Below are 26,058 nucleotides of genomic sequence, written 5' to 3'. Positions count from 1 at the left end.
GGGGGACAATGAGGTTCCTGATTGCCGACGTTCATCCCATTATTCTTGTGGCGTTATCCGACATGCTGCGGACGGAATTTCGCGACAGGATCTCGCGGATCGATACGGCTGCCGGTGAGTCCGGCTTGCTGCGCCAGCTGGAGGCAACTCGTTACGACTACCTTGTCCTGGAACCGGACATCGCGACGGCATCCAAAGGCGTTCCGCTGTTCGACGCCGTGCGGGGTGCGGGTCCACGATTGAAGCTGATCGTCTATACCGGCAACACGAGCTCCTGCGCGGCGTTGGCGGCGCTGGACCACGGTGCAGTGGCGTACATTTCCAAATGCAGCGAGCCGCGGTCGGCCATTGACGCCATCAAAGCCGTTGTCGCGGGCAAGACCTACATCGATCCGTCGATCGATGTAGAAGCGGCCCGCAATCATCCCTGGTACCGCCTCAGCCAAGCCGAACGCCATGTCATGCTCGCGCTCGCCAGGGGTGAAAACATGCAAGCGCTCGCCATTGATAGCCAGCGCAGCTACAAGACGGTATCGACACACAAATACAACGCCTTCAAGAAACTCGGCCTGCGCTCGAAGGCCGAGATCGGTCTATTCCTCAATCACCACGGACTGGGCTTCCTCGTCGAACGACCGAGCGGTCATGTCATCCATGCGAACTGAAAACATCGAACGAAGGGGAAGCATGCCACCTGTCCATTTCATCTCCGGCCTGCCCAGGTCCGGCTCCACGCTGCTGGCGGCCCTGCTGCGCCAGAACCCGAGGTTCCACGCCCACATGAGTGGTCCGCTCGCCGGCATGGTCGACGCCATGTTGGGCGAGATGAGCGATCGCAACCAGTATTCGGCCTTCATCACGGACGAACAGCGCCGGCGTGTGCTCCGCGGCCTGTTCGCCGGGTACTACGGCGCGGAATACACCGCGGAGGTCGTCTTCGATACCAGCCGCACCTGGTGCGCGAAGATGCCGGTGTTGCGCGAGCTATTTCCGGATTTCAAGGTCATCGCCTGCGTGCGCCACGTTCCGTGGATCATCGACAGCCTGGAAAGGGCAGTGCAGAAGAACGCCTTGCGCCCATCCTTCATGTTCAATTTCCAGACCACCGGCACCATCTATCACCGGGTCGAGGGCTTCGCCACCGGCGAGGGCATCCTCGGGTATTCCTACAACGCCTTGAAGGACGCCTTCTTCGGCGACCACGCCTCGCACCTCATGCTCTTGCAGTACGAGACGCTGGTGCACGATCCGGCCATGGCCATGGCGGCGGTCTACGACTTCATTGGCGAGCCGGGCTTCCGGCACGATTTCGACAACGTACAGTTCGATGCCGGCGAATTCGACGAGCGCACCGGCATGCCGGGCCTGCACGCGGTTGGCAGCAGAGTCCTGGCGCGCGAACGCGCCACCGTGCTGCCCCCGGACATCTTCCGGCGCTTCGAGAACGATGCCTTCTGGCGCCACGCGTCTTCGAACCCCAGAGGAGTGCGCGTGGTGTGATTGGCGGTGGGCGATCACCCTAAGAGTTTTCCCAGTAGCCCGGCGAGGATGTCGAACCCTAGCCTTTGCGTGCGGCCCGTTTGCCACTGGGCCCTGCAGGGGAGGAAGGGCTCATGAACCGTGTTTTCCGCATCATCTGGTCCCGGGCGTTGCATACCTGGGTCGTGGCGTCCGAACTGGCGACGCGTCGCGGCAAGAGCGGCAGCTGTGTCGATGAGCGTGGCGCCGCCGGCGGCAAGATTTCCGATCGGCTCGCCGTGGATCGCGCGGCTTCGCCGTGGCCGCTGCGACTGGGCATCCTGGCCGTCCTCCTGGCGCTGCACGCCCCGGCCCGCGCCGTCGATCGATACTGGGACGTCAATGGCACCAGCCTCGGCAATGGCGGCACCGGCACCTGGAACACCACCAGCCCGTTCTGGAGCCCGAGCAACGACGGCGTCAGCGGTCCCTACAGCGCCTGGAACAACGCGGCGCTTTATGACGCGTACTTCGGCGGGACCGCAGGCACGGTTACCCTGGGTGGGGCGATCACCGCCCACAACCTCACGTTCCAGACCACGGGCTATTCCCTGACGGGCGGCAGCCTGACCCTCGGCGGCACCAACCCGACCATTTCGGTGGCTACCGGCAGCGTCACGATCGCGTCCCCGATCACCAGCACCAGCGGATTGACCACGACCGGCGGCGGTACGCTGACGCTCAACGGAAGCAACAGCTTCGGCGGGGGGCTCACCATCAGCGGTGGCGCACTGGCGTTGAACGCGGCCAATAGCTTCACCGGCAATATCAACGTTACCGGCGGCAACCTGAGCATTGGCGCGATCGGCGACGCGGCACTGGGCAATTCCGTCAATCAGATCTATCTGGCGGGTGGGCGATGGTTCTCGTCGGCAGGCACGATCGCGACCAGCCGCACCGTCAACCTCACGGGCGGCATCTCCGGCATAAGCGGCGCTGGCGTGGGGGGCGTGCGCTATACGGGAGCCGGCGGGTTGACCCTTGCCGACGGCGTAGCGCTCACCAACAACGCGAACGACTACCTGGGGCAAACCCTGTTCACGACCCAGACCGGGTGGTCGGGCAGCTCCAACTCTTTCAGCTCGATCGCCGACTTGGGCGTGGCGAGCGCGCTCGGCGCTCCGACCACCGTGGCCAACGGCACCATCGTGATCGGCCCCGGTGGCGGCCAGTCGCTCGGGCCGAATCAGGTCTTCTACACCGGTACCGGCAACAGCTCCAACCGCAATTGGCAGATGAACCCGGGCGCCTACGCCGGCTCCGCCTATCTGTACAACGCCGGCAGCGGCACGTTGCGGCTGACCGGCAATATTGCCGGCGGTGGCGCGGGTGGGCATGTCTTTGGCTTCATTGCCCAATCTGCCGACATGGAATTGCTGGGCGTAATCAGCGCCAACGACACTCGCCCCGTCGTATTCAATGCCGGCAGTGGGCATGCGATCCGGCTGGGTACGGCCAATACCTTTACGGGCCAGGCGAATATCAACGGTGCCGGCAAGGTCGAAGCGACGCTGATTGCGAATGCCGGCGTCGCCGGCTCTCTCGGGGCCGGCTCGATCTTCATCAATGGTGGCAATCTTTCCTATCTCGGCACCGGCGAGTCGACCAACAAGAACTGGGCCATCTCCAACGGGGCGTTGAACAGCAATGGTACGGGAGCACTAGCGCTTAACGGCACGGTGGTCATCGGCGGCACCGCGACCCTTGGCGGAAGCTTCACCGGGGCCGACAACATCATTTCAGGCATCATTTCCAGCACGGGCAATCTGCGCAGCGCGGGCAGCGCCACCTGGACGCTGACCGGCGCCAACACCTATACCGGCAACACCATCGTCGACTCCGGCATTCTCCGCGCCGGCACGGCCGCCGCCTTTGGCGCGTCGGCCAGTGCGCAGGTCAACGGCGGCACGCTGGACCTCAACGATTTCGACCGGACCTTCACCACGTTGACCGGTACGGGCGGTACGGTGGATCTTGGAAGCGCCACCCTGACGCTGCAGGCGGTGGCGGGCACCACGGCGACCTACGCCGGCAATATCACCGGCAGTGGCGGCCTCACGAAGCAGGGTGCCAGCACACAGACACTGACCGGCGCCAACACCTACACCGGCGCCACCACCGTCGGCGGCGGCGTCCTCGCCCTCGATTTCAGTCCCGCCGGCGGCCCGGCCAGCAACATCGTCAGCGCGAGCTCGACGCTCAACATGACGGGTGGTCGACTCAATGTGGTCGGGGCGGCGGGCGAGAGCAATACACAGACCTTCAACGGCCTCAACGTCACCGCGAGCAACAACACGATCGACGCCAAGTCCGGCACCGGCGGCAGCCTGAGCGTGAACCTGGGCGCGATCAACCGCACGGGCGGCCTGATCAACTTCAACCTGCCGACGAGCGGCAATATCACCACCACCAGCACCACGCTCGGAGGGTGGGCGACCGTCAACGGCACGGACTACGCCAAGGTGGTGGGCGGCAACATCGTCGCCTTCGCGCCGCTGGACTACACCAACAAGGACAACGCAGCCAACTGGTTGAACGGCGAATACATCACCGATTCCACCGGCTTCTTCAATACGGTGTCCGGCACCAAGCAGCTGGGCGGTCTGCGCTATACGGTGGCCAAGTCCACGACGGTGACCGTGAACCCCGGCCAGACCCTGGGCGTGGACGGCACGATTATCGTCGCGCCTTCGGTACTCAATACCAACCAGCTGATCACCGGCGGCATGATGACCGGCGCCAGCGGCGGTGACCTGGCCGTGCAGCAGAACAGCACCGGTAACTTCACCATCGCTTCGCAGATCGTCGATAACGGGACGGGCACGGGCTTCGTCAAGGCTGGCACTGGCCTGGTGACGTTGAGCAATAACGGCAACACTTACACCGGTGCCACACGCGTGGCCCAGGGCACGCTGTCGGTGGCCAGCATCAAGAACGGCGGCGTCGCCAGCGGCATCGGCGCCTCGTCCGCCGCGTCGTCCAATCTGTCGCTGGAAGGCGCCACGCTGAGTTACACCGGAGCGGGCGACACCAGCGACCGCGGTTTCACCTTCGCCAAGTCCGGTGCCATCGTGGAAAGTGGCATCCAGGTGACCAACGCCAGTGCCAACCTCACCTTCAGCGGACTGGTGAGCAGCCCGGACGGTGCCAATTTCGCCAAGAGCGGTCCCGGAACGCTCACGCTGGCCAATCCCGCCAATACGTTTACCGGTATCGTCACTGTCAACGGCGGCCTGCTGGGCGCGACGACGTTGGCCAACGGCGGGCAGGCGAGCAGCATCGGCGCGGGAGGCAGCGCCTCGAGCAACCTGGTCCTCAATGGCGGTGGCCTGCAATACACCGGCGGCACGACCGTGACCGACCGCGGCTTCACCCTGGGCAGCAGCGGAGGCATCGTCGACGTGACCGCGGCTGCCACGACGCTGACCGACGGCGGCATCGTGGCCGGCAGCGGCCGCCTGACCAAGAATGGTGCCGGCACGCTCGTGCTGACGGGTGCCAACACATATACCGGCGGAAATACGGTCAACGGCGGCATCCTGCGCGCGGGTGCGGCGAACGTATTCGGAGCGTTGACCGCTTCGAGCACAGACCTGGCTAACACGGCCGGTGTGGTACTCGACCTCAATAACTTCAATAACCTGATTGGCCCGCTCAACGGTGGCGGGGCCAATGGCGGCAACGTGACGCTCGGCTCGGGCACGCTGCGCATCGCCGCCGGCAATGGCAACTACTCGGGCGTGATCAGCGGCACGGGCGGTGTCTGGCGGACCGACGGTGGCAATCAGACCTTCAACGGCTGCAACAACACGTATACCGGCGCGACCACCCTGCAAGGCGCCACCATCACGACCGACTGCCTGGCCAACGGGGGGCAGGCCAGCGGCATCGGCGCCTCAAGCAGCGCATCGGCCAACCTGGTGTTCAATAATGGCAACTTGAACTACACCGGCGCGACGGTCAGCATCGATCGCGGGTTCAATCTCTTGGGCTACGGCGTCATCGACGTATCCAACGCCGCCACCACGCTCGGCTTCAGCGGCCAGGTGGTCGGCGGAGGCGAGTTGTACAAAGACGACGTCGGCACGTTGGTACTGTCCGGCAACAACACCTACACCAACAACACCCACGTACGAGGCGGCGTCCTGCGCGCGGGCTCGGCCACGGCCTTCGGCACGACCAACTCGTTCTGGATGGACAATACCGCCGGCGCATCGCTGGATCTGAATAACTTCAACGCCAACGCGGGAGCCCTGGTCGGCGGCGGAAGCGTGGGTGGCAACATCGCCTTGGGTACGGGCGCGCTGACCATCAGGGATGGCCTGGGCCAGACGTATGCCGGTGCGATCTCCGGCGCCGGCAGCCTGATCAAGAACGGAACGGGGACGCAAACCTTGTCCGGCTGCAATAGCAGCTATACCGGCGCGACGACGATCAACGCCGGCGTGCTGGCGGTCAACTGCCTCAACAACGGTGGCGTGGCCAGTTCGATCGGCGCGTCCGGTGCCGCACCGGCCAATCTGACCATCAATGGCACGCTGCGTTACTTGGGAGCCGGCAGCAGCACCGACCGCCAGTTCACCGTGGGCACCAGCGGCGCCACGCTGGATGCGTCCGGCACAGGCATCGTCGAGTTCACCAGCACCGCCCCGATCACGCTGGCCGGCGCGAATACCGCCCGCACGCTGACCCTGGCCGGCACCAACACCGGCTACAACCTGCTCGCCGCACAATTGGACAACAACGGCGCAGGCGTCACCTCGCTGACCAAGACCGGCACCGGCACCTGGCGACTGACCAACGCCAACAGCACCTATACCGGTGTCACCCGCATCAACGGCGGCGTGCTCAGCGTCGACCAGATGGCCAACGGCGGCCAGGCCAGCAGTATCGGCGCCTCGTCGAACGCGGCTGGCAACCTGGTGATCGGCAACGGTTCCACGCTGCGCTACACCGGCACGGGCGACAGCACCGACCGTCAGTTCACGCTCGACACCGGCGTCACCTACATCGAGTCTTCCGGCACCGGTCCGCTGCAGTTCACCAATACCGGCGCGGTGGCTCTGCTCGGCACCAACGCCACTCGCACCATAGCCCTCGGCGGTACCAACACTGGCGCCAACACCATGGGCGGCGCCATCGGCGACAACGGCACCGGCAAGACCACGCTGGCCAAGAACGACAGCGGCACCTGGATCCTGACCGGCAACAACACCTATTCCGGCAACACCGTCATCAACAATGGCAACCTGATGATCGGCAACGGCGGGACCACAGGCAACGCCGGCGTCGGCAACGTGATCGTGGATTCGCCCACCTCCACGCTCTCACTCAATCGCAGCGACACCTTCACCTTCAGCGGCACGCTGAGCGGTCCCGGCACGCTGGCGCAGGTCGGCACCGGCACCAGCGTGCTGACGTCGGCGGGCAACCAGATCGGCGCCACCACGATCAGTGCCGGCACGCTGCAGATCAATGGCGGCCTGACCACGCCGACCATCGGCATGACCGGCACCTCGGCACTGACCGTCAATGGTACGGTGCAGGCGGGCGTTGGCACGCCGGCCGTGGTCACCGGCGATACCGGCAGCCAGAGCGTCACCGTCAACGGCGGCGGCACGCTGCGGGCCAATGGCGACCTCGGCGATGGCAGCGACACGCTCAACATCACCGGCCAGCTCGACACCGGCACCGCTGCGCTGGGCCTGGGCAACGGCAATGACGTTATGACGCTGCACGACGGCGCGTCGATCGCGGGTACGGGCGTGGACGCGGGTGCCGGCACCGACCAGCTGGTGATCGACAACGCCAACCCGTATGTCTTCAGCGGCGCGGGTACTGCCGGTTTCGAGCAGCTGACCAAGCAGAACAGCGGCGTGCTCACCCTGACCGGCACGCAGGCCTATAGCGCCGGCACCACGGTCACCGGCGGCACGCTGGACGTGGACGGCACCCTGACCACGGCAAGCTTGGCGGTGTCCGATAACACGCTGCTCAATGTCGATGGCACGGTCGAGGCGTCCGGCGGCGCACCAGCTCTTCTTATCGGCAGCGGTGGCGTCAATACGATCCAGGTCAATAGCGGCGGTGTGTTGCGCGCCAATGGCAGCCTGGGTCTCGGCAATGACACGGTGACCCTGGCGGGCACGCTGGATACGGGCGGCAGCATCCTTGGCCTGAGCGATGGAGACGACGTGCTGACGCTGCGCGACGGCGCGACGATTGCCGGCGTCGGCGTGGATGGCGGCACCGGCCTGAATCAACTGGTGCTGGACAACGCCGGCGCGCTGAGCTTCAACGGTGGCCAGACATCCGGCTTCGGGAGCCTGCTCAAGCAAAACACCGGCACGGCCACGATGACCGGCACCCAGGGCTTCGCGCTGGGCACCGCCATCGCCAATGGCACGCTGGACGTCGATGGCAGCCTGACCACGCCAACCGTCAGCCTGGCCGACGGTACCCGCCTGAATGTGGACGGCGTCGTGCAGGCGGCCGGCGGAACGACGACGACCATCACCGGCAGTGCCGGCAACAATACGGTCAGCGTCGGCACCGGCGGCACTCTGTTGGCCAACGGCGACCTGGGCACCGGCAACGACGTGCTCGATGTCGCCGGCACCCTCGACACCGGTGCTGGCGTACTTGCGCTCGGCGATGGCGACGACACGCTCACCATCCACGAGAACACCAACATCATCGGCACGGTGTCGGCGGGGGCGGGCAACGACACCTTCGACACGCATATCGACACGGTCGCCAATCTCGGCGCGGTGCAGGGTTTCGAGACGCTGGCCAAGACCGGCACCGGCACCCTCAACATCAATGGCCCACTGAGTTCGGACTTCAACGCGGTAAGCGTGCAGACGGGCACGCTGAACGTGACCGCCGCCGGCAGCGTGGTGGGCAGTCCCGGCATTCCGTTGACCACCACCGTCGCTGCGGGAGCCACCCTGAACGTAGACGGCAGTTACGGCTGCAGCGCGGGCAACGACACCATGACCGTCGCCGGCGCCGTGTCGGGCAGCGGCAGCATCGATCTGTGCGACGGCGACGATACGTTGACGTTGCAGGATGGCGCGGTGCTCGACAACACGATCAGCGGCGGCACCGGCACGGGCGACACGCTGGTATTGGACACGGCCACCGCGCTTGCCTTCAACGCCAGCCACACCACCAACTTCGAGTTCCTCCAGAAAACCAGCACCGGCACCGCCACGCTGGCCGGCTTCCAGGGCTTCGTCGGCGGCACCACGATCAGCGGCGGCACGCTGGACGTCGATGGCACGCTACGGACGCCCACCGTGAACCTCGCCAGCGGCACCACCTTCAACGTCGATGGCACCGCTGACGCCGGTACCGGCAATCCCATCGTGATCAGCGGCGATGCCGGCAGCAATACCGTCTCCGTCGGCCTCGGGGGCGACCTGCTGGCGACCGGCGATCTGGGCGCCGGCGTCGACACCCTCGACGTGACCGGCACGCTCGATACCGGCGGCGGCGTGTTCGCGTTGGGCGACGGCGACGATACCTTCACCGTGCACGACGGCACCACGGTCATCGGCACCGTCGATGGCGGCGCCGGCCTGGACACGCGCACCTACGACATCAACGGCACGGCGGCGCTCGGTGCGCTGCTCAACTTCGAAGGTGTGACCAAGACCGGCACCGGCGTGCTCAACGTCATCGGACCTGTCGCCACCGCGCTGCAGGACGTGCAGGTGCTCGGTGGCACGCTCAACGTGGCCGCCGGCGCCAGCATCGAGGCCGCCGCGGGTGGTCCGCTCGCGACCACCGTGGGCAGCGACGCCACGCTGAACGTGGACGGCACCTATGGCTGCGGCACAGGCAACGACACGATGAGTGTCTCGGGCACGGTGTCCGGCAGTGGCACCATCAACTTGTGCGGCGGCGACGACACGCTCACCCTCAACGATGGCGCGAACCTGGCCGGCCTGGCCAACCCGATCGACGGCGATGCGGGCACCGGCGACAAGGTGGTGCTCAACAATGCTGGCTCGCTGACGCTGGACGCGGGCCATGTCGCCAACTTCGAGATCCTGCAGAAGGACAACGCAGGCGAGGCGATTCTTACCGGTACGCAGGCCTTCAGCGGCGGCACGCTGCTCAACAGCGGCACGCTGACCGTGGCGGGCCAGCTCGATACGCCGACGATCGCCATGGCCGACGGCACCGTGCTCAACGTGGATGGCCAACTGGACGGTGGCGTGGGCAGCGCGGCGGCGATCACCGGCAGCAGCGGCGTCAACACGGTCAACGTGGCGGCCGGCGCGCTGCTGGTCGCTACGGGCGACCTGGGCGACGGCAACGACGTGCTCAGCGTGGCCGGCACACTGCAGACCAACGGCGGCGTGTTCTCGCTGGGCGCGGGCGACGACACCTTCAAGGTGTTCGACACCACCAATACCGTTGGCGCCACCATCGACGGCGGCCTGGGCAACGACACGCTGGACGTCAATGTCAGCGACGGCCATACCGTGCCGCTTGGCAGCCTGCTGGGCTTCGAGTCGCTGGGCAAGTCCGGCCAGGGCGCGCTGGAGATCCAGGGGTCGTCGAGCTTCATCGACGTCAACGTCAATGAGGGTGTGCTGCGCGTGACCGACACTGGCAGCGTCAGTGCCATCACCACGAACATCCTGGCCGGCGCGACGCTCGAACTGGCCGATGGAGGCAGCTACACCGGCACCAGCGGCGCGGACAGTTTCACGGTGGCCGGCACGGTGCTCAGCAGCGGCAACCGCAGCGGCACGATCAATCTCGGCGATGGCGACGACACCTTCACCATCAAGGACGGCGCCGATCTTTCCGGCTTGGCCACGCCGATCACCGGCGGGGCAGGGAACGACACCTTCGTCGCCGACCTGGCCGGCCACGCGGTGCTCGGCGGTGCCACCGACTTCGAGACACTGGCCAAGACCAACACGGGCACGCTGACCGTCGCCGGTCCGGCGCCTTCGTCCTTCACCACGGTCAACGTCGATGGCGGCACGCTGGATGTCGGGGTGGCCGGCAGCCTCAGTGGCGTGGTCACCACCACGGTGGCCAATGGCGCGACCCTGCATGTCGATGGCAGTTTCAGCGGCTCGGCCGGCAACGACAGCATGACGGTCGCCGGCGCACTCAGCGGCAGCGGCGTCATCGCGTTCGGCGACGGCGACGACGTCCTGACCTTGCGTGATGGCGCCGACCTGAGCGGCTTCATCGGCACCCTCGACGGCGGCCCGCACGGTACTGGCGATGCGGTAGTGCTCGACAACGCACAGGCGCTGACCTTCGGCAACGGCACGGTCACCAACTTCGAGTTCCTCGACAAGACCAATAGCGGTACCGCGACACTGACGGGCGACCAGACCTTCAGCGGCGGCACCACGTTGGCGGCCGGCGAACTGGCAGTCAGCGGCGGCTTGCACACGCCGGGCGTGGCGATGGGCGACGACACCACGTTGACGGTCGCCGGCAGCCTGGATGCCGGCAGCGGCACGGCGGCCGCCATCACCGGCAGCGCCGGCGTGAATACGGTGAACATCGCCGGCGCCATGCTGGCTACCGGCGACCTGGGCGCGGGCAACGACGTGCTCGACGTGCGCGGCACGCTGGACACCGCGGGCGGCATCTTCGCGCTGGGAGACGGTGACGATAGCTTCGTGGTGCACGACGGCACGGTGGTGCAGGGCACGGTGGATGGCGGCGCAGGGGTCGACACCCGCGTGTACGACATCAATCTCACGGCCGACCTGGGCGCCCTGGTCAACTTCGAAGGCGTGACCAAGACCGGCACTGGCGTGCTCAATATCAACGGCCCGGCCATGACCCATCTGCAGCAGGTCAGCGTGCTCGGCGGTACCTTGAACATCGCCCCGAACGCCACCGTAGCGGCGATTGCCGGCGGCCCGCTCGACACCGTGGTAGCGGCCGGAGCCACCCTGAAAGTGGACGGCCATTTCGGTTGCGGCGACAGCGCCGACACGATGACCGTAGCCGGCACCGTCTCGGGCACCGGCACGATCGACCTGTGCGGCGGCGACGACACGCTGACGCTGAAGGATGGCGCCGTGCTCGACAACACCATTAGCGGCGGCGGCCACGACCTCGGCGATACGGTGGCGCTCGACAACGCCGGCGCATTGAGCTTCGATGCGTCGCGCACGATCAACTTCGAGTTCCTGCGCAAGCTCAACGCCGGCGAAGCCACGCTCACCGGCAGCCAGGGTTTCAGCGGCGGCACCGCCATCGACGGCGGCACACTGACTGTCGCCGGCCAGCTGGAGACACCGACCGTAGCCCTGGCCGACGGCACCACGCTCAACGTCGAAGGCACCGTGCAGGGCGCCGGCGCCACCACGGCCGTGCTGAGCGGCAGCGCCGGCATCAACACGGTGATGGTGGGCGAGGGCGCCACCCTTCGCGCGACCGGCGACCTCGGCGCCGGCAACGACGTACTCGACGTGGCCGGAACGCTGGATACCGCCGGCGGAACGCTGGCGTTGGGCGACGGCGACGACACGCTGACCATCCACGACAACACCCGCATCCTCGGCACGGTGGAAGCCGGTGCCGGCAATGACACCTTCAACGCCGACATCGCCACTGTCGCCAACCTCGGCGCGGTGCAGGGCTTCGAGACGCTCAGCAAGACCGGCGCCGGGCTGTTGAATGTCAACGGCCCGGCCAGTTCCGATCTCACCGCGGTGAATGTGCGCGAAGGCACGCTTGACGTGACCGCCGGCGGCAGCATCACGGCGCAGGCGACCACCGTGTCCGCCGGCGCCACGCTGCAGGTCGAAGGCCGCTACGGCGGCACCGGTGGCGACGACAGCTTCACCTCGATGGGTACCGTGCGCGGCGCATTTGACTTCGGCACCGGCAACGACACGGTGGCCTTCGTCGGAGGCGACATCAGCGGCGTCGCCGCGCTGAATGGCGGCGAAGGTGGGGATCGCCTCAGCTTTAGCGGCCTTGCGCTGGAGAGCGGCAAACTACCCTTGTTGAGCGGCTGGGAGCGCATGGAGCTGTTGAATACCAGTAGCTTGAGCCTGAACGGACCACTGAACCTCGAGGGCGGCACGCTGGCGATCGACGGCACGTCGAAGCTGCTCGCTCAGGCCGGCGCGTCCTTCGGCGGCAGCATCGAGAATGCCGGCCTGATCGACGTCGGCAGCAACCGCCTGCCGATCAGCGGCAACTACGTCGGCAATAACGGTACGCTGCAACTGGACGTGGCGCCGGAAACGCTGAAAGCGGGCGGCCTGAACGTCGGCGGCGACGTCAGCGGCGTCACCCGCGTGGCGTTCAATAGCGACGGCGCCACGCTCTCCGGCGCGGGCAAGACGTCGATCCTGGTCATCTCCAGCCCGCACGACGATCCGAGCACCCCTGGGAGCTTCGTGCCGGCCAACGCCGTCGATGGCGCGGTGCGCCTGAGCGGCAGTGCCTTCCCGTGGACCTTCGGCCAGGAAGCGGATCACAACTGGTATCTGGAAGCCCAGGCCGGTTTGCTGCCGGAACTGCCTGCCTATGCCGTACTGCCGACCTTGGGTGCACTGATGGCGCGGCAGAACGACGACCTGATCCACCAGCGCCTGGCCGGCATGCGCAGCACCGAGCATCCGCAGTGCGGCAACAAGCCGGAACAGCGCGAGAGCGAACAGGCCGACACGCGCTTCGTCGACGACTGCCACGGCTTCTGGGTGGCGGCGACGGCGAGCAGCACGGACCTCGGCGCCGACCCCGGCGTTGCCGCAACCGGCAGCGACGTGGGCATGTACATGGGCTACGACTATGTGGGGTCGGACAGCGGTGGCAGCGGACGCATCGGCGCGTTCGTGGGCTATCTGCACGGCAACTACTGGACCACGGGCAGCAACTCGACCGGCCTGCCCGGCATAGGCAAGGCCGGCATCCGCCTCGATACGCCGGTGGCCGGCTGGTACGGCAGCCTGTACTGGAACGACGGCAGCTATCTGGACACCGTGGTGAGCGGCCAGCGTGCACGCGCCCGCATCCGAACCTCCGATGGTTTCACGCAGTCGCTCAGCGGCGGCAGCGTGACCGTCAGTGCGAAGATCGGGCACCGCTACCTGCTGGACAGCGGCTGGACCTTGGAGCCGCACGTCAAGCTTGCAGCCACCCAGGTGCACTGGGACAGCACGGTCGACGCCAACCAGCGCGAGCTGACCTTCGACAATCACTGGATGGGCACGGCCCTCGCGGGTCTGCGCATGGAGAAAGTGTTCACCACCGACCGCGGCGCGACGATCAGGCCGTGGGCGACGCTTGCCATGCACCGGACGCTCAATCAGGCGGCCGATGCCCTGCAAGTGGTCGAGCCCGGCGTGGGCGGCAACGCCTTGATGCTGCCCAACCAGGACCTGGGCACCACGGTGCGCCTGGACGCGGGCGTGGAAGCCCGGCTCAACCCGAGCGTGAGTCTGTTCGGCGTGCTCTCGGCCAGCCGCGAACTGAGCGGGAGCAAGTATCGAGAAGAATCGGCCAATGTAGGGGTGCGGGTGCGCTGGTGACGCACCCGTGGCGCCATCGGGCGGGGCCATGCATTATGAGCACGGCCAGCGATAGTCGACCCTTATCGCGATCTTCGGAAGATCAGCAGGTGGATGGAGAACATGAGAGCTTCTGGCGAAGAAGTGGCGAACGAGCTGGCCCAGGGCGTAGGCGATCAGGCGATATCCGGACTCCACCGAAACCCGCCACATGGTGGCCTGCTCGTCGACCTGCTTCCTGCGCGGGGTGAGGCCGCGGTGCTCCGCAGGCACAGTGCGACACTGCCCGCGATAGGACTCGACCACAGACAGATCTGCGATCTCGAACTTCTTCTCAACGGCGGTTTCTCGCCATTGAAAGGCTTCATGGCCGAAGCCGACTACCTGAGCGTTATCGAAAACCTGCGTCTGGCGGACGGCACGCTGTGGCCGATGCCGGTCACCTTGGACGTCACTGCGGCCATAGCGGACGGCATCCGACCTGGACATGAGGTGGCCTTGCGTGACGACGATGGCACGCCACTGGCGGTCATGACAGTGGAAGATGTGTTTCGCCCCGACTTTGTGCGTGAAGCCCTGCGCGTGTTCGGCACTCTCGACTCTGGCCATCCCGGAGTTGCGGAGGCGCTGGCCAAAACTGGCCGGGCCTGTCTGGGAGGGCAGATCCGCGGCATCCAGCTACCGGCGCATGCGGACTTCACAGCTTTGCGCGACACGCCGCGCAGCCTCCGGGCCTGGTTCGACGCGAATGGATGGCACAGCATCGTCGCTTTCCAGACCCGCAATCCGATGCATCGCGCGCATTTCGAGTTGACCATGCGCGCCATGTCCCATACCGGCGCAAAACTGCTGCTGCAACCCGCTGTTGGCCGTACCCGAGCGGGGGACGTGGATCATTTCACCCGCGTGCGTTGCTATCAGGCCTTGCTGCCTTATTACGACCACGCCTGCGCCAGGCTTTCACTGCTTCCACTAGCCATGCGTATGGGTGGCCCGCGCGAGGCACTTCTCCACGCCATCATCCGAAAGAATTACGGCGCCACTCACTTCATCGTCGGACGCGACCATGCCGGGCCGGGCATGGACGCGCGTGGAACACCTTACTACGGGCCATATGACGCTCAGGCTCTGGCGCTGTCGCATGCCGACGAACTCGGCATGCGCATCTTGCCTTACCAGGAGATGATGTACGTCGCCAACAGGGGCACTTATGTGGCGGCCGATGAATTACGCAAGGAGGATATCGCCCAGGCAATCAGCGGAACCGAATTTCGCCGGCGCCTGGCCAGCGGGGAAGGGGTGCCCGACTGGTACAGTTTCCCGGAGGTCACGAATATCCTGCGCGAGGCCTTCCGGGCGCGCGCGCGACAAGGGGTCGTCGTTTGGCTCACTGGCCTGCCCGGGGCAGGCAAGTCAACGCTTGCCAAAGCGCTCGCCACGTTGCTCATGGAGCACACGAATCGCACCGTCAGCATCCTCGATGGGGACGAAGTGCGAAGGCATCTTTCAGCAGGGTTGGGTTTCTCCCGCGAGGACAGGCATGCCAACGTACTGCGGGTCGCCTACGTTGCGAGCGAAATCGCGAAGCATGGCGGGATTGCCATTTGTGCGATGGTTTCGCCTCATGCGGACGCCAGGGAGCAGGCGCGAAGAATGATCGAAGTGCATGGAAACTACGTGGAAGTTCATGTGGCGACAGACATTGAGATCTGCGAATCGCGCGACGCGAAGGGACTTTATATGCTCGCCAGGTCAGGCAAACTGCCCCTTTTCACGGGCGTCGGTTCGCCTTATGAAGTGCCGGAGACGCCCGCGGTGAGGGTCGATGCGGGCACCGGCTCCCCGGCGCAGCTGGCCACGGATGTCTTCGCGGTCCTTGCCCGGGTGGCCTCCATTGATGACCTTGGAGCTTTTCTTCAGCCCGGTCAAAAAGATGCCTGATTCCTACGCGCCGACCGGCGGTGGCGGTGGTGGATACGTGGAAGGCCTCTGCCGCATCGGAGGATACGTGTAGCGACCGGGCGCCCGGCCTCCCAGAAGATGCACGAAGGGGATTGCAAATAGTCTTATGTGAGACTAATATGCCTTCAACGAGGCAACGTGACCTGCCATGAATACCCGTGCGACTAACACCAAACCCGCGCTGCGGTGCAATTTCACTTCATTGCGCCAGGCCGCCAGGCATGTCTCGCGCTTCTACGACGCCTGCCTCGCACCCACCGGAGTGGGTACAAACCAGTACACGATGCTGGCCAACCTGGTCCTTCGCGGTCCGATGATGATGGGTGAGATGACGTCATTGCTGATTCTCGACCGCGCGACGTTGGGGCACAATTTGCGACCCCTCGAGCGCGACGGCCTCGTGACTATCACGGTCGGAAAGACCGACCGACGTGAACGCGAAGTGCGACTTACAAAAAAGGGCGAACGCCTTGAGGCGGAAGTGCGTCCGTACTGGGAGAGGGCACAAGCACTATTCGAACGAGAGTTCGGCGAAGATCAGGCGCTTTCCATGCGCCAGACCATGTACCGAATCGCTCGGATGGGGCTGGTCGAGCCCGACGGCACGCTCGCTGTAGCCTGATGTCGCCCACCTTCCGTCGTTCTATTACGGGCATATAAGACTATGTGGTTCGTGTAATTCAATCTGACGGTGAGGTGATTGCGATGACGATGAAAGCAGCGGTGTATTACCAGAACGGCGGTCCTGAAGTTTTTCGTTTCGAGGACGTTCCCGTGCCTCGATGCGGGCTTGGTGAAGTGCTCATCGAGGTGGCCGCCATTTCCATCGAAGGGGGCGACCTGGTTAACAGGGAGATCCGCCCGTTGGTGCACGTCCCCCACATAGTGGGCTATCAGTGCGCGGGTACGATCGTCGAAGTGGGCGCAGACGTTACTGACCGACACATTGGTCAGCGTGTCGTAGCCATTGTGTCATGGGGATCGCATGCGCAGTTCTGCGTGGCACCCGTGGAGGACACGTGGGTACTTCCGGATGGCATGGACATCGACGTTGCCGCGGCGATTCCGGTGGCATGGGGGACGGCGCATGAATGCTTGTTTGAGTTTGGCCAGCTGAAAGCCGGTCAGACGGTATTGATCCATGCGGCCTCGGGTGCGCTTGGCCTCGCCGCGGTGCAATTGGCGAAGCGCGCTGGAGCGCGAGTGATGGCGACCGCCTCTAGCCCTGGAAAACTCGAAGCCCTGCGTACTTACGGCGTCGATGTCGGGATCGACTATGTACACGAGGACTTCGTCGCTGCCAGTCGGACTGTTACGAACGGGCAGGGTGTGCACCTGGTGATAGACAGCATCGCTGGCGAAAACCTGGCCCGCAGTATTCAGGCGCTCGCTTACCGTGGTCGGGTGATCACAGTCGGCGTTTCGGGTCGCGACGAAACACGGCCCGATCCGGTCGCGTTATGGCGAGGCAACAACAGTATGCACGGTGTCTATTTTCCCAGTTCGCTGGATCTGGAGCATGAGCGAGTTCACAGCGTCGTGCAAAAGATCATCGACGAGGTGGCGCACGGCGATCTCACTGTCGTCATCGATGCGGTGTATTCGCTGTCCGATGCTGCCGAAGCTCACCGCTACATTGCGGACCGCAAAGCGTTTGGACGGGTGATCCTTCGACCGTGATCGACACGAGTGACCGGGCCAGCACATTTCCCGCTGAATGCGCGACCAAGCTCCGTGCATGGCGTGACTAACGTATCGTCCGACCTATGCGACCGATGCCGACGCCGCCCGTGCCGAAGCCTTTCCAACTTAGCCAGATGAGGAACGCTCTACCCACGAGATGGTCCTCCGAAAGGCAGCCCCACCAGCGACTATCCAGGCTGTTGGTGCGGTTGTCGCCCATCACGATGTAGCAGTTCGGGGGTACCTTGGCGGGGATGGTCGGACTCGGAATCTCGTAGGGAGCCCTTGGCGTGCCCCGGGTCATGGTTACGGCGTGCTCGACGGCGGCGGTGCTTCCGCCGGGCAGTCGCTCCGTGTAGACCGCGGCGTTGCCGTCCAGCAGCTGGCGATCCTCGAACAGGCGTGGGTCGCCCTGGTAATCGTGTGCGAAGACTTTCGGTACCTCGCGGCCGTTGATGAAAAGCTGATCGCCTCGCGTCTCGATCGTGTCGCCCGGCACACCAATAACGCGTTTGATGACGTTTTCGAAGTCGATCTTCGTCGATGGATTGGCACAGGTGACGTCGCCACCACGGACGATCCGGCCCGACACATCGCACAGATAGCCGGGAAAGCGGAAGACGACGACGTCGCCACGTTGTGGGTGCCCGGTGTCGATGAAACGCCAGTTGAAGCCGGGTGCACGCAGCCCGTAGGCAAACTTGTTAACCAAGATGAAGTCACCGACTTCGAGCGTCGGCATCATGGACCCGGACGGGATACGGTAAGGCTCCGCGACAAAGGAACGAAGCACGAGTACAAGGAGGAGGACGGGGAACAACGAACGCGCCCAATCGACGATGACGGGTTCGCCAGGCTGGGCGGGAAGGGCAGTCGGGGCGGGGCGAGTCCGCCGATACACGGCATGGCCAAGCCAGATGATGCCCGCGAGACTGGTGGCCCCGAGAAGAACAAATGAGAAGTCGAAACCCATGGTCAGTCCCTGCGTGGCCACGACTGGAGGCCGATGGCACTGTAGCGGTCACGGGGGCAAAGCTGAACATGACTGATGGGTAGGTGGCCGCACGTCCGTGGCACGGGTTTATCGTAGCGTCGGCTTGAAAGTTCTCGACTCGATCACGAACGACGCCTGATCATCCAATCGCCACTTCGTTCACCAGGCACAACTTCCCACTCCGGTTTCAGCACGAGGTGGCCAGGCGAATAGGCGAGGGGAGCGCAATGCATGGGGTGGGTCGCAGCCGGTGACGAACCAGGATGCGGCGGTCGTCTCAAGCTTTCATGTAGACCTATTCAAGATTTCATCGAGACGGCCGGCCCATGTCGCCTCCATCAAATCTTGAAGAAGCGTGGATGCCACCTTGAGATGGCGGTTCTAACGTCCGTCCCACCACTCCAATCCCACCCCATAGCCAGGTCCCCATGCAACGATATCTTCATTCCCGTTCCGCTCGCGCCGCCGGCGTCGCTTGCCTCTTCGCGATGGTTGCTACCGCACGCGCCGACGAGTCACCGACCGCTCCTGCCGCCGGAGCCCTGCAAGCATCCTTCGGCGTAGCCGCCATCACCGCCCCCCGATATGCAGGCTCGGACAAGACCTTCGTCCAGGCCGTGCCATTGATCTCGGTCCAGAAGGGTCCTTGGTTCATCGATTCGCTGCGTGGCGTGGGTGCCCAATACCAAAGCGAAAGTGGCTTCTCGGCCAGCGAGGCCTTTCACTATGACTTCGGCCGCGTGGACCGGGACAGCAATCTGCGCCCCGGCTCGCGCACCCTCAGGGGAATGGGCGACGTTACGGGGGCAGTCGTGAGCCGCACGACCGTCGCCCAACGATTCAATTCGATCCTGTCGGCCAGCGTGGAAGCCGAATACTCGCTCAAGGATGGAACGCATCGCGGTCGATACCGCGCGGGTGTCGAACTGGGGCTCGTGCAGGAAGAGACGGACATCGTGACCGTGAACGCGGACCTGCATGCGGGAAACGCCGCGTTCAATCGCGCGTATTTCGGCGTGACGCCGGCGCAGGGTGCCAGAAGTGGCTTTGCCGCTTACAAAGCTGCCTCCGGCCTCTACGCGTATTCAGCGAGCGCGACCTGGACGCACGTCTACAGCCCGCATTGGTCCAGCAGCATCGTGTTACGAGGCACGCATTACATGAACGAGGCGGGCGACAGCCCCATCGTCAAGCGGCATACCTCCCTGGGGACGGCGCTGGCGATGAACTACTCCCTCTGATGCGTGGGCGGCAGGGTCAGGCTCACGACCAGTCCCCCGCCGTCCCGATTGTGAATCGCCATCGAGCCCCCGTGCGCCTCGACGATCACGTTCGCGATCGCCAAGCCCAGGCCACTACCTCCTGAATGACGACCGCGCGAGTGCTCGGCCCGCCAGAAACGGTCGAACGCGCGTGGAAGATCGTCGGGGGCGATGCCAGGACCACGATCCTGCACGTCGATCGTGAGCGCGTCCTCAGTGCTACGCAGGCGGAGCAGCAGCTCCTTTCCCACGGCGGCGTAGCGAAGCGCATTCTCGATCAAGACGGAAATGACTTGCCCGATGCGGTCCCGGTCGCCATGCCACAGGATGGCCGGAGCCGCATCCAGTGTCGCCATCATGCCGGCTTCCTCCAGGGCGAGCGATGACCAGGTCACCCGCTCGACCATGAGTTCGGTGATGTCGAAGGGCTCTTGCACCAGACGAAGTTCGCCCGCCCTGGCCATCGACAGGAAGTGGAGATCGGAGATCAGCCGGTTGAGCTGGGCGAGTTGCCGATGGATGAGCGTGAGCTGCGTGGCTTCCGGCGCGAACACGCCGTCGAGAATGCCCTGGACGCGTCCCATCGCGGCGTTCAGTGGCGTGCGCAATTCGTGCGCCAGGATGGCGCTGGATTCGAGCACCTCTCGCTCGTAGCGGGAAAGTTTTTCGCACATCGCATTGAAATCTTCCGCCAGCCGATTCAACTCCAGCGGCGCACCCGGAACCAACTCGGCGCGTGCCGAGAAGTCGCCGCCGGTGACGCGCCGCGCCGTGGCGGCGACGATCGAGAACTGGCGGGACAGGGGACGCGAAGCGACGAAGCCCAGCACGACAATGAGTGGAATCGAGGCAAGCACCAGGCCGTAGAAGATCAGCCAATCCGTACTGAGAAGGCCAGGTACGAGATCCTGGGCCTTGTAGTACTGGCGTAAGTATCCCCACAGCGCCTGATCGTTTTCCTCCGGAGCCTTACTCAATTGCGCGATTTTCGCCAGGGTCTCCGGGGGAATCCTTCGCTCGATGGCATACGCCGCCAAGGCGAAGCGCAGCCACATCATTAGCGCGATGAGGAGCACGACCCCAACGGCGAGCAGGCTCATGCGCACGGCCACCCAGCGCCACAGGGAACGGGGGCGTCCCGATCGCCATCGTGGTTCGTGTGTCATCGGTACCGGTATCCGACCGACCGTACCGTTACGAGGACGCCGCGTACGTCCACCGCCTCCAGCTTTCGGCGCAGGTTGTGCACATGGGTGTCGACCACGCGTTCCAACGCATCGCTGTCGGGCAGGCAGGCTTCCAACAGTTCGACACGGGTGAACGCCTTGAACGGCGTCTTGACCAGGAGGGCGAGGATGCCGAATTCGGTGGGGGTCAGGTCCAGCGTCACCTTGCCGCGCACCGGATGGTCCACGACGGCCGTCACGGCTTGCATGTCCACGACCAACGGACCATCGCTGAAGGCGGTGCTCGGGGGCGACGGCGGAACGGCACGTCGCAGCACGGCATGCACGCGAGCCACGACTTCCCTCGGGCTGTACGGTTTGACGATGTAGTCGTCCGCGCCGTAGCGCAGCGCTCCGATCTTGTCCGGCTCATCGCCAAGGGCGGTGAGCATGAGGACGGGCGTCTGGCTGGTGCGACGGATCGTGCTGAGCACATCCGTGCCACTCACCTCGGGCAGCATGATGTCGAGCAGCACGATGTCCGGCTTCCATTGTGCGTGGGCATCGATGCCCTTTCGGCCGTCCGAAGCGATGTGGACGTCGAAGCCGTCCTTCTCGAGGTAGGCCTGGAGGATGCTTGCGCTATCGGCATCATCCTCGACGACGAGCACGCGTCGGCGCATGGAAGGCTCCCTTGATCATATCTTGAAGAAAGGCCGATGAAGCCTTCAGAAAGCTCCACAACAATGCGCGCAGCTTATCATTCAAGGGCTACCCCGTGCGCCGCTGCCAACCTGTCGACCGCTTGCTCTGGCCCCATTCGATTCCCCTGGTTCTCGTGGCTTTGGCCTGTGCATGCCTCTCGGCCTGCTCCCTCGCACCCGCCTACGAGCGGCCCGCCGCGGCCATCCCGCCGACCTTCAGCGCGTATCGTGCACCGGCGGGCCTCCGCGTCGGAGAGGTGCCGCCGGACACCATGCTCACGCCTGACGAAGCACGGTTCATTGCCTCGTTTTCGCCCGATGGCGAGGGCGCGCACATCGTCGCCGTCGCCTTGGCCAGCAACCCTGACATGCGCAAGATCGCCACCGAGGTGGCACAGGCCCATGCGCAAGCGGCATCCGCGCGGTCGTCGAGTTTCCCTCAGGTAGGGATTGTCGCCCAACGAGATCGCGTGCACCTGGATGATCCCCATGCCCAGGCGCTGTTGGGCCGTGATTTCACCTCGGCCACGCTCGACCTGCACGATGAACTGGACTTCTTCGGGCGATTGAACTCGCTCTCGGAAGCAGCCGCGCATGAGTACCTGGGCAGCCAGGCAGGGCAGGTCGAGGCGCGCGGCGCGCTGATCGCCGAGGTGCTCAGTGCCTATGTCAACGAGCGGGCCGCCGCGGAGATCGGTACCAAGCTTCGATACGCCGATCAGGCGGCGGATGCGCTTCTGGCCAACGCGGAAAAACAGCAATTCGTCGGCACACTGTCCGCTGACGATCTGCAGGCGCGACGCGACCAGGCGATGAAGGTCCACCTCGCGCGCATGGAGGCCGATCGCAAGCAGGCCGAGGCACTGCGCTATCTGCAATCGCTCAGTGGCTACCGCCTGGCATCGCCGGCGTCCGATCTGGCCTCACTGGGGCGGGTCGATTCCGAGTCCGAGCGTCTGGCGTCGCTTCCCTCGGACGTACTCCTGTCACGGCCGGATGTCGTTCGCGCGGAAGAGCGCTTGCGCGCGGCCAACGCGAACGTCGGTGCCGCCCGCGCGGCATTCTTCCCGTCGATTCAGTTGTCGTCATCCGTGGGACACGTTTCGTCGGACCTGGACCACCTGTTCAGTGCGAACACCGGGGGATGGACCTTCCTTCCCCAGCTGAACCTCCCCTTGTTCGACAGCGGCGCGCGCCGCGCGGACCTGGATCTTGCCAAGGCGCGTAAGGATTCCGCGGTCGCCGATTATGAGTTGACGGTGCAACACGCCTTCCGCGAGGTGGCCGATGCGCTGGACGCACGGGAGTCAGCCACCGCACGTATGCGCCGGATGCAACCGATGTGTCGTGCGGACGCCGAGCGCCTGGCGAAGGCCCTCGCCAGGCACGCCGAGGGACTCGAAGACCCGTCCGGGTTGCTAGCCCACAGTATCGACGCCGCCCAGGTCCAGATGGACTGCCTCTCGGCGCAGCGTGATCAAGCGCTGAGCCGGCTGGCCGTTTTCCGCACTTTTTACGGCGTCGTCCTGCCTTCGCATCCTCCTTCAGATCCCGCACGCGGGTAGGCCGCGTTCCGCCCTTCACCTGCTTTCTTCTTCCATTCGGAGTCTGGTTTCATGATGCGTTCTCTTCTTGCGGCTGCCGGCCTGGTCGCCGTTTGCCTGCTCAGTGCCTGCGACAAGCCACCGAGGCAGCGGCCCACCGAACGCTCGGTCCTGCTGGCGGAGGTGACGCCGGCGCCAGGTGCCATTGCATCGGCCCTGGGCCAGGTGCGTCAGGCACGACGCGCGACGCTGAGTTTCGATCTGGCCGGCCGGGTAACTTCCGTGGGCGTACATCCCGGGGATCGATTCGTGGTGGGGCAGGTGCTGGCGACGCTCGATCCGGTGCCTGCGCGTCTCCGCCTCACGCAGGCACGTTCGGACGCGCTGGCGGCCCATGGCGAGCGTCTCGAACGTGCCGAGCAATTGCGTCAGCAGACGGCACTGTTCAATGACGGAGCCGCCTCGGCATCGAGTCTCACCCAGGCACGCGCCGCCGACCAGGTGGCGCGTGGCAAAGCGGCCGCAGCCGACGCCGCCGTCGAACTCGCGCAGCGCGATCTGGAACGCAGCCGCATCCTCGCACCGTTCGCAGGAACGGTCGTTACCCGCATGGCGGAGCCAGGCAGCGATTTGTCGGCCGGTCAAGCGGTGCTCGCCGTGGAAGGCGAGGGCGAACTCGAGGTGGTCGCCTCCTTGCCCGCAGCGCTCGCCTCCGGCCTCGTCGTCGGCGATACCGCGCAGCTCGTCGATCCCGACGCCACCACGGTACCGATGCGGTTGAGCCACCTGTCCGGACACCTGGAGCGGGGCGCGACAGTAGAAGGCATCTTTCGCGTTCTGGCTGCTCCGGTGCGGTTGTCGCCGGGCCAATGGGTACGACTGAGGCTGGCCGGGAAATCGGCGAGCACGAGTTCCGTGGCGATTCCCCTGGCCGCCGTGGTTCCGGAAGCTCCGGCCGGGAATGCGACCGTCTTCGTCTTCGATGCCGCGCATGGGCAAGTCATGCGCCGGCCCGTCACCGTGGCGGCCACCAGCGGCGACCGCGCCTTGATCAGCACGGGGCTATCGGCAGGCGAGCGCGTCGTGGGGGCGGGTACCGCGTTCCTGACCGATGGCCAGGCCGTACGTGAGTTCGAAGGCGACAGCGGACTGGAGCGCCACTGATGTTCCTGACCCGATCGGCGCTCCAGGCCAACCGCCTGACCCTCTTTATCGCCGCACTCATACTCGTGGCCGGCACGTGGACGTTCCTGCACTTCCCCTCGCAGGAAGAGCCCTCGGTCACCGTGCGCGATGCCATCGTCTCCATCAGCCATCCCGGCATGCCGGCCGACGAGGTCGAGAACATTCTGGCCAAGCCGGCAGAGGAAGGGCTACGCGAACTGGACGGCCTGAAGACGATCGTCAGCAATGTCCGGCCGGGTTCCGTGGTGATCCAGCTCACCGCCTACGACCGCGTCACTGATTTGGATGTCATGTGGCAAAAGGTAAGGTCGAAACTCACCGAAGTGAGCCAGGGCTATCCCGCGGGCACTGTGGGACCTTTCCTGGATGATGATTTCGGAAGCGTGTCGGTTGCCTCGATCGCCGTGACCGCTCCCGGTTTTTCTCCAGCCCAGATGCGCGAGCCACTCAGGCAGTTCCGGTCGGCGTTGTATGGTCTCAACGGTGTCGAGCGCGTGAGCTTCTACGGCTTGCAAGACACCCGGCTTTACATACAGTTCGACCGGACGAAGCTGGCCGCGCTCGGACTGAGCCCCGCCGCTGCCGCCCAGCAGTTGGCCGCCCAGAATGCCTTTGCCTCGGCGGGCGAACCCACGGTGTCGGGACTGGCGCTATCGGTCAGCGTCGGAGGAAGGATTCGTTCGGTGGACGATCTTCGTCAGTTCCTGCTGTCGGTGCCTCGCGAGGAAGGCCATGCCGACGTGCCGCTGGGTGATGTGGCCACCGTGCAGGCGATGCCGGAGGACCCGCCCCAGGTGGCGGCTGTCTACCAAGGCCAGACGGCCGTGGTCGTCTCCGTCTCCATGGAGGACGGCCTGGATATCGCCACGTTCGGCAAGGCACTGAAGAAACGCATCGATCAGGCGTCGCGCCAGTTGCCGGCGGGATTCCAGGCCCACGTCGTGACGTTCCAGGCCGATGTCGTCGCTCGGCAAATGAGCAAGATGCACCACGTCATGGGCGAGACCATCGTCATCGTGATGGCTGTGGTCATGCTCTTCCTCGGATGGCGCATGGGCCTGGTGGTAGGCTCCATCGTGCCATTGACCATCCTGAGTTCGCTGTTGGTCATGCGCATGTGCGACATCGAGCTGCAGATGGTGTCGATGGCCGCGATCATTCTCGCCCTGGGCCTGCTCGTGGACAACGGCATCGTGATCGCTGAAGACATCGAGCGGCGATTGAAGATAGGCGAGGAGCGACGGCAGGCGTGCATCGAGGCCGGGCGCACGCTGGCGGTTCCCCTCCTGGTGTCGACCCTGGTCATCGTGTTCGCTTTCTCTCCGTTCTTCCTCGGCCATACGAGCACGAATGAATACATGCGCTCGCTGGCCGTGGTGCTGGCCGTGACCCTCTTGGGGTCGTGGGTCCTGGGCCTAACGGTGACGCCCCTGTTGTGCTTCCACTTCGCCCGTGTGCACGTGGACGAGCAGGTGGATAGCCCGCACGAGTCGCGGTTCTATCGAGCCTATCGGTGCGTGATCGG

The 26,058-nt window shown here is 65.2% G+C and carries 13 protein-coding genes; 10 read left to right on the top strand and 3 right to left on the bottom strand.

The genetic code is table 11. The annotated features are described in order from the left end of the window. The first annotated feature begins 8 nt into the window (after positions 1-8). The 6 genes from ACR9ZJ_RS00065 (at position 9) to ACR9ZJ_RS00040 (ending at position 17,675) form a co-directional block, all read left to right on the top strand. Positions 9-665 carry a response regulator gene (locus tag ACR9ZJ_RS00065; RefSeq protein ID WP_481280403.1) on the top strand — a complete coding sequence of 219 codons (657 nt, stop codon included), beginning with the start codon at positions 9-11 and terminating at the stop codon, positions 663-665. Between the two features lie 22 nt (positions 666-687). Then, on the top strand, positions 688-1,500 hold the full coding sequence (locus tag ACR9ZJ_RS00060; RefSeq protein ID WP_481286412.1) for a sulfotransferase family protein: 813 nt from the start codon (positions 688-690) through the stop codon (positions 1,498-1,500). A gap of 113 nt (positions 1,501-1,613) precedes the next feature. After that, the gene (locus ACR9ZJ_RS00055) at positions 1,614-14,054 is read left to right on the top strand and encodes an autotransporter-associated beta strand repeat-containing protein (protein WP_481286411.1); all 12,441 of its coding nucleotides are present in this window, start codon (positions 1,614-1,616) and stop codon (positions 14,052-14,054) included. A 102-nt stretch (positions 14,055-14,156) separates the two neighbouring features. Next, a complete protein-coding gene (locus ACR9ZJ_RS00050; protein WP_481286410.1) occupies positions 14,157-15,974 on the top strand; it encodes a bifunctional sulfate adenylyltransferase/adenylylsulfate kinase in 1,818 nt (605 codons plus the stop codon). A 169-nt stretch (positions 15,975-16,143) separates the two neighbouring features. Further along, positions 16,144-16,617, top strand: coding sequence for a MarR family winged helix-turn-helix transcriptional regulator (locus tag ACR9ZJ_RS00045; protein WP_481286409.1), 474 nt, complete (start codon positions 16,144-16,146; stop codon positions 16,615-16,617). Positions 16,618-16,700: 83 nt separating this feature from the next. Continuing rightward, positions 16,701-17,675 carry a quinone oxidoreductase family protein gene (locus ACR9ZJ_RS00040; protein ID WP_481286408.1) on the top strand — a complete coding sequence of 325 codons (975 nt, stop codon included), beginning with the start codon at positions 16,701-16,703 and terminating at the stop codon, positions 17,673-17,675. 67 nt (positions 17,676-17,742) lie between these two features. Here ACR9ZJ_RS00040 and lepB read toward each other — a convergent pair whose 3' ends face one another. Next, the gene (lepB, locus tag ACR9ZJ_RS00035) at positions 17,743-18,651 is read right to left on the bottom strand and encodes a signal peptidase I (protein WP_481286407.1); all 909 of its coding nucleotides are present in this window, start codon (positions 18,649-18,651) and stop codon (positions 17,743-17,745) included. Between the two features lie 449 nt (positions 18,652-19,100). Between lepB and ACR9ZJ_RS00030 the strand changes: the two genes are divergently transcribed. After that, on the top strand, positions 19,101-19,913 hold the full coding sequence (locus ACR9ZJ_RS00030) for a MipA/OmpV family protein (RefSeq protein WP_481286406.1): 813 nt from the start codon (positions 19,101-19,103) through the stop codon (positions 19,911-19,913). Here ACR9ZJ_RS00030 and ACR9ZJ_RS00025 read toward each other — a convergent pair. Both ACR9ZJ_RS00025 and ACR9ZJ_RS00020 read right to left on the bottom strand, forming a co-directional pair. Further along, positions 19,901-21,100 carry a sensor histidine kinase gene (locus tag ACR9ZJ_RS00025; RefSeq protein ID WP_481286405.1) on the bottom strand — a complete coding sequence of 400 codons (1,200 nt, stop codon included), beginning with the start codon at positions 21,098-21,100 and terminating at the stop codon, positions 19,901-19,903. The two genes, ACR9ZJ_RS00030 and ACR9ZJ_RS00025, sit on opposite strands and share 13 nt — an antisense overlap. Beyond that, positions 21,097-21,783, bottom strand: a complete 687-nt coding sequence (locus ACR9ZJ_RS00020; RefSeq protein WP_481286404.1) for a response regulator — start codon at positions 21,781-21,783, stop codon at positions 21,097-21,099. Before ACR9ZJ_RS00020 ends, ACR9ZJ_RS00025 begins: the two co-directional genes overlap by 4 nt. 95 nt (positions 21,784-21,878) lie before the next feature. Between ACR9ZJ_RS00020 and ACR9ZJ_RS00015 the strand changes: the two genes are divergently transcribed. The 3 genes from ACR9ZJ_RS00015 to ACR9ZJ_RS00005 form a co-directional block, all read left to right on the top strand. Next, positions 21,879-23,369: an efflux transporter outer membrane subunit gene (locus ACR9ZJ_RS00015; protein WP_481286403.1), complete on the top strand. Its 1,491-nt coding sequence runs from the start codon at positions 21,879-21,881 to the stop codon at positions 23,367-23,369. 51 nt (positions 23,370-23,420) lie between these two features. Next, positions 23,421-24,512 carry an efflux RND transporter periplasmic adaptor subunit gene (locus ACR9ZJ_RS00010; protein ID WP_481286402.1) on the top strand — a complete coding sequence of 364 codons (1,092 nt, stop codon included), beginning with the start codon at positions 23,421-23,423 and terminating at the stop codon, positions 24,510-24,512. Further along, positions 24,512-26,058 (top strand): efflux RND transporter permease subunit (locus ACR9ZJ_RS00005; protein ID WP_481286401.1); only part of this gene is annotated, 1,547 nt, incomplete at its 3' end. The genes ACR9ZJ_RS00010 and ACR9ZJ_RS00005, both read left to right, overlap by 1 nt.

The sequence above is a fragment of the Luteibacter sp. KNZ12-1A genome (assembly GCF_056755675.1).
This window is presented reverse-complemented; position numbering and strand designations above follow the sequence as displayed.

Excerpts from the sequence above, each read along its gene's own strand:
- ACR9ZJ_RS00030 (WP_481286406.1), top strand. The coding sequence starts at position 19,101 with ATGCAACGATATCTTCATTCCCGTTCCGCTCGCGCCGCCGGCGTCGCT.
- ACR9ZJ_RS00060 (WP_481286412.1), top strand. The coding sequence starts at position 688 with ATGCCACCTGTCCATTTCATCTCCGGCCTGCCCAGGTCCGGCTCCACG.
- ACR9ZJ_RS00045 (WP_481286409.1), top strand. The coding sequence starts at position 16,144 with ATGAATACCCGTGCGACTAACACCAAACCCGCGCTGCGGTGCAATTTC.
- ACR9ZJ_RS00020 (WP_481286404.1), bottom strand. The coding sequence starts at position 21,783 with ATGCGCCGACGCGTGCTCGTCGTCGAGGATGATGCCGATAGCGCAAGC.
- ACR9ZJ_RS00040 (WP_481286408.1), top strand. The coding sequence starts at position 16,701 with ATGACGATGAAAGCAGCGGTGTATTACCAGAACGGCGGTCCTGAAGTT.
- ACR9ZJ_RS00010 (WP_481286402.1), top strand. The coding sequence starts at position 23,421 with ATGATGCGTTCTCTTCTTGCGGCTGCCGGCCTGGTCGCCGTTTGCCTG.
- ACR9ZJ_RS00050 (WP_481286410.1), top strand. The coding sequence starts at position 14,157 with ATGAGAGCTTCTGGCGAAGAAGTGGCGAACGAGCTGGCCCAGGGCGTA.
- ACR9ZJ_RS00065 (WP_481280403.1), top strand. The coding sequence starts at position 9 with ATGAGGTTCCTGATTGCCGACGTTCATCCCATTATTCTTGTGGCGTTA.
- ACR9ZJ_RS00055 (WP_481286411.1), top strand. The coding sequence starts at position 1,614 with ATGAACCGTGTTTTCCGCATCATCTGGTCCCGGGCGTTGCATACCTGG.
- ACR9ZJ_RS00025 (WP_481286405.1), bottom strand. The coding sequence starts at position 21,100 with ATGACACACGAACCACGATGGCGATCGGGACGCCCCCGTTCCCTGTGG.
- lepB (WP_481286407.1), bottom strand. The coding sequence starts at position 18,651 with ATGGGTTTCGACTTCTCATTTGTTCTTCTCGGGGCCACCAGTCTCGCG.